General features: G+C 34.5%; 6 protein-coding genes and 1 pseudogene. 6 read left to right on the top strand and 1 reads right to left on the bottom strand.

Annotated features, from left to right (window positions below; translation table 11 throughout):
* The 3 genes from AC1DJR_RS20735 to AC1DJR_RS20725 all read left to right on the top strand — a co-directional run.
* Nucleotides 1-412: vWA domain-containing protein (locus AC1DJR_RS20735; RefSeq protein ID WP_477003397.1), on the top strand; the 412-nt coding region annotated here is incomplete at its 5' end.
* A gap of 36 nt (nt 413-448) precedes the next feature.
* A complete protein-coding gene (locus tag AC1DJR_RS20730) occupies nt 449-703 on the top strand; it encodes a hypothetical protein (RefSeq protein WP_429688687.1) in 255 nt (84 codons plus the stop codon).
* Nucleotides 704-1135: 432 nt separating this feature from the next.
* On the top strand, nt 1136-2275 hold the full coding sequence (locus AC1DJR_RS20725) for an Ig-like domain-containing protein (RefSeq protein WP_477003396.1): 1140 nt from the start codon (nt 1136-1138) through the stop codon (nt 2273-2275).
* 106 nt (nt 2276-2381) lie between these two features.
* Here AC1DJR_RS20725 and AC1DJR_RS20720 read toward each other — a convergent pair whose 3' ends face one another.
* Nucleotides 2382-2582 carry a hypothetical protein gene (locus AC1DJR_RS20720; RefSeq protein WP_429688689.1) on the bottom strand — a complete coding sequence of 67 codons (201 nt, stop codon included), beginning with the start codon at nt 2580-2582 and terminating at the stop codon, nt 2382-2384.
* Between the two features lie 151 nt (nt 2583-2733).
* Here AC1DJR_RS20720 and AC1DJR_RS20715 point away from each other — a divergent pair, with 151 nt between their 5' ends.
* The 3 genes and pseudogenes from AC1DJR_RS20715 to AC1DJR_RS20705 all read left to right on the top strand — a co-directional run.
* Nucleotides 2734-3144 carry a collagen-like protein gene (locus tag AC1DJR_RS20715; protein WP_429688690.1) on the top strand — a complete coding sequence of 137 codons (411 nt, stop codon included), beginning with the start codon at nt 2734-2736 and terminating at the stop codon, nt 3142-3144.
* Nucleotides 3145-3197: 53 nt separating this feature from the next.
* Nucleotides 3198-3692, top strand: a complete 495-nt coding sequence (locus tag AC1DJR_RS20710; RefSeq protein ID WP_477003395.1) for a hypothetical protein — start codon at nt 3198-3200, stop codon at nt 3690-3692.
* Nucleotides 3693-3700: 8 nt separating this feature from the next.
* Nucleotides 3701-3830: pseudogene (locus AC1DJR_RS20705) on the top strand (IS6 family transposase); the annotation flags it as partial.

Genomic DNA, 3830 nt, shown 5'->3' with positions numbered 1-3830 from the left:
AATGTACCCATTACAGCCTTATAATAAGGAACAATTTAATGCTGCTTTATCTAAGTTTGATCCGAAGGGGTGGACGCCGTTAGCATTGGCTATAGAGTCTGTAAATGATGATTTTAAAGAGTATACCGGTGATGAAAACCTAAATGTAGTATATATTGTGAGTGATGGAGAAGAGACTTGTGGGGGAGATCCAGTTAATGCTGCCAAAAATCTCAATAAATCCAATACTCATGCAGTTGTAAATATTATTGGATTTGATGTGAAAAATAGTGAGCAACAGCAATTAAAGAATACTGCAGAAGCAGGAAAAGGGAATTATGCGACAGTAAGTAATGCCGACGAATTATATCAAACTCTTAATAAAGAGTTTGAAAAACTATATAAAGAATGGGAAAATTGGAAGATTGATTAATACTTCAGCCTGAATACGCAGTGGGCAGATTTATTTATGAATATTAAAAAGGCTCATATGGAAATTAATGATGTAATTAATAAAGAACATTATAATTTAAAGAATAATATTTCTTACTTAAGTGAGAAAGAAATCATTGATAATCATAAAAAGCTCGGTCTTGAAAAACTTATTAAGCTTCGCTTTGAAACACTAACTAGTTATTATAATGATAGAGAAAAGGAGTTAATAAATCTTATAACTGAAAATGAAAAGAAAATGAAACAACAATTGGAGCAATCTAAACCATAATGAAAAGCTGTTAAAATATTAATGGTTGATAATTTATCATTTTAGCTAAAAATGCCCCTTCCAAAAGGAACGTGAAGGGGCATTTCCCAGTGAACTGTAGAGGTTTGGGATCAGTAAAACTTATATGTATCAAGGCTCTCAAGTTATTATTCTCATTGAGAACCACCTCATAGTTATTCATCTACATACAGTCCGCTACACAGTGATAATTATGCAGTCAATACCTACCTAGGGTAAGTAACCCTTTGAGGCTCTAAGTCTCATGCCTCCTCAGTGTACTAACAGCTCATTTACATAATTCTCGTTACTGGAAGTGAATAGTTTCAGATTAACATGAACTAAATAATCAGGAGAGCGATCCAGTCCAAACCGAGTTCTGTATGTAACATATATTGATTAAATGTATTGATAAAGAAAGTGAGGCTAACACAAATGAACACTTCCAATCAATTTAACCCTCCTATTCTGTTTATCCCAAAAGAGAAAGAATGTTACGAAAAAAGAATATCTGTCTTGGTCTCCATCAAGATAGATCCTAAGAATTTATCTCTTTGTTCAAGTTTGAGTCATCAGTTTACTGCGACAGGTACGTATTCTGACAAATCAACTAGGGACATTACAAATCTTGTAGAATGGTACTCTAGCAATCTTTCAAGTGCAATAGTTTCAAATAAGGAAGAAACAAAAGGTTTGATTACAGCAATTAATACTGGGGAAACTCAAATTTTTGCAAGATTAGACGGAATAATGAGTTCGGATAGTTGTCTCACAGTTACTGAACCAGTGGTTCAAATGACAAATTTACAGGGATCCAATGATTGTACGTTAGATATAAATAGAACAGTTTCTACGACTGAGACAACCAGTATGAATTGTCCAAGTAGAACTTTCGGTTTTGGTAAGGGAGTCTTACTGCTTGATAATGATGTTACTTCCTATGATTTTGCCAAACAACTTTGGTCACTTACTCAATATACTGTTGTGCAGATATCTCCATCAATTATCAAAGGTCAATACACTACAGGTAAACAACTGGCAGCGGATTACTGGTGTGTTTGGATCGGAATTCAAGGGAATATTACTGATCTGGACGTCATGGCAATGATGCAACCAGGAGGAATCATTGATGAATTCGTCAAACTTGGCGGAATTTTCATTGTACACGATACAGATACTAATCCAATAATTGTAACATCTCCTGAAGGGTTTGAGTTCATTGGGAGTAAATCTGAGTCACTAACACAATTTTCGAAGCTTGTACAAATACCTTTGTCCTTTGAGTACCTTCGAACATATTTATATATTAACTCTATCAAGAAAGAAGGTGACTCTATGGCTCTTGAAACTAACTGTCAGACTTGTACTCCTCCTGAAGGTTCCACATCGATTCTTACTGTGGATATACCAGGTGGTCTAGCTATTAATCTATTGGGGATTCATATCGAAGCTTGTCCAATCTGCGTTACAGTATTCACTGATGGATCCGATACACTTACATCTCAACAACAAGATATCGCAAATAATCTCATCAAAGTCGTTCAGAATTTGGTTCCAACTATTCCTGGCGCTTAAAGGGAAATAGTTTGTAATTTAATACAGGGCTTGACCAAAAAAAACGGTCGAGTCTTTTTTTTTCAAAACGTGGCGGTACTCCTAATAGTGTGTGCTCCTCCTCAGTTTAATCTTGTAGGAAATTGAAAAGTGTATTCTTCAGTTTTCTTTGCTCAACAGACATTATCTTTGCGAGAACGCCAAATAAATAACCTTTGAAGTCTTTTCTAATCTTGTTCATCTTCAGGAAAAATACAGATTGTTTGAGCGCTGAGATTGCCACCTCAGTTGTATCAACTAAGTCAGGTGCATACTTGCTTGCAGCCAATTTAACTTTACCCCATACCGAAAAACAAAGGGTATTGGTATACTTTCCTGTTTAAAATATTGTTCGTATAGGAAGTGAATAAGCTTCCTATACGAACCACATTACATATTAATAATTTAGAGGGTTTTAAAAATAAAGAGGTGGTTTTTAAATGTATAATGAGTCAATATATTATCCTTATATAAATTATGATCAATACTTCGATCGTCAATTCTCTGGTCCTCAGATTCCAGGTATACCTGGAATACCAGGTTTTCCGGGTGTACCAGGCTTTCCGGGTGTACCAAGTTTTCCAGGACAGCAAAGYTCACAAGCTCCAACATCTCCCCCCCCATCATTTATTCCTCAACAATCAACAGCTTCACCATTTGCTGTTGATCCAGGAGCAATTTCATTATGTTTATTTCGAAATACTTATATATGGCTTAGTAATGGTGAACAATTTTGGTATTTCCCAATTTTTGTAGGACCAAGGTCTGTTGCTGGTTTYAGATGGAACGGTAGGTTTTGGGTTATTTTTGGAATTGATACGAGAAGGATTATTTCATTTACATGYTTTTAAAAATTRTAGAGTAACGATARAGGYTTAATTATATAAACAAAAGAGGTATTTGAATGAAAAAATTTCAATCATTTGATGGTACAATAACTATGATTAACGATTTTGTAACAGGGTCAAACGAAGATATAGGATGTAATAAATTAATGTCCGTAGATAATGGTTATGGGAATCTAATAAATTTTGTAGTGAAACCAAATACGTATTTTATCGACTATGCAACGGTAGTAGTAGGAGATAAAGTAACTGGGTTTTACGATGCCAACGCTCCTGCTCCTCTTATTTTCCCACCACAATTTCAAGCGACTGTTATGGCAAAATATACACCGCATCAAAATGTAAAAGTAGACTATTTTAATGAACAGTTGGAGAGTRGTGATGGAAAATTAAAATTAAATATTTCTCCTTCTACTCWAATTTTATTAACAAAYGGTCAATTSTTTACAGGKAATCTTGTRAATCGAAATTTAATAGYTATTTATAGTTTTACAACAATGAGTATACCAGCTCAAACTACACCATATAAAATCATTGTTTTGTGTCAAAAGTGATTTCTATTCTAAAGGGTCTCTCGGTTTATCAAACTACACTCCATTGTAGAATCAAAAATTTTAGCCATCTTATTGACCAGGATCATAGGCATGTCAAGAGACGTTTTGCYAAATCKGYAGGATTTCAAAATCTTCGTC

This window comes from Bacillus sp. 05T31 (genome assembly GCF_056396725.1).
Note: the sequence above shows the minus strand (reverse complement) of the source record. Positions and strands in the feature narration are given on the sequence as shown.

Excerpts from the sequence above, each read along its gene's own strand:
- AC1DJR_RS20730 (WP_429688687.1), top strand. The coding sequence starts at position 449 with ATGAATATTAAAAAGGCTCATATGGAAATTAATGATGTAATTAATAAA.
- AC1DJR_RS20725 (WP_477003396.1), top strand. The coding sequence starts at position 1,136 with ATGAACACTTCCAATCAATTTAACCCTCCTATTCTGTTTATCCCAAAA.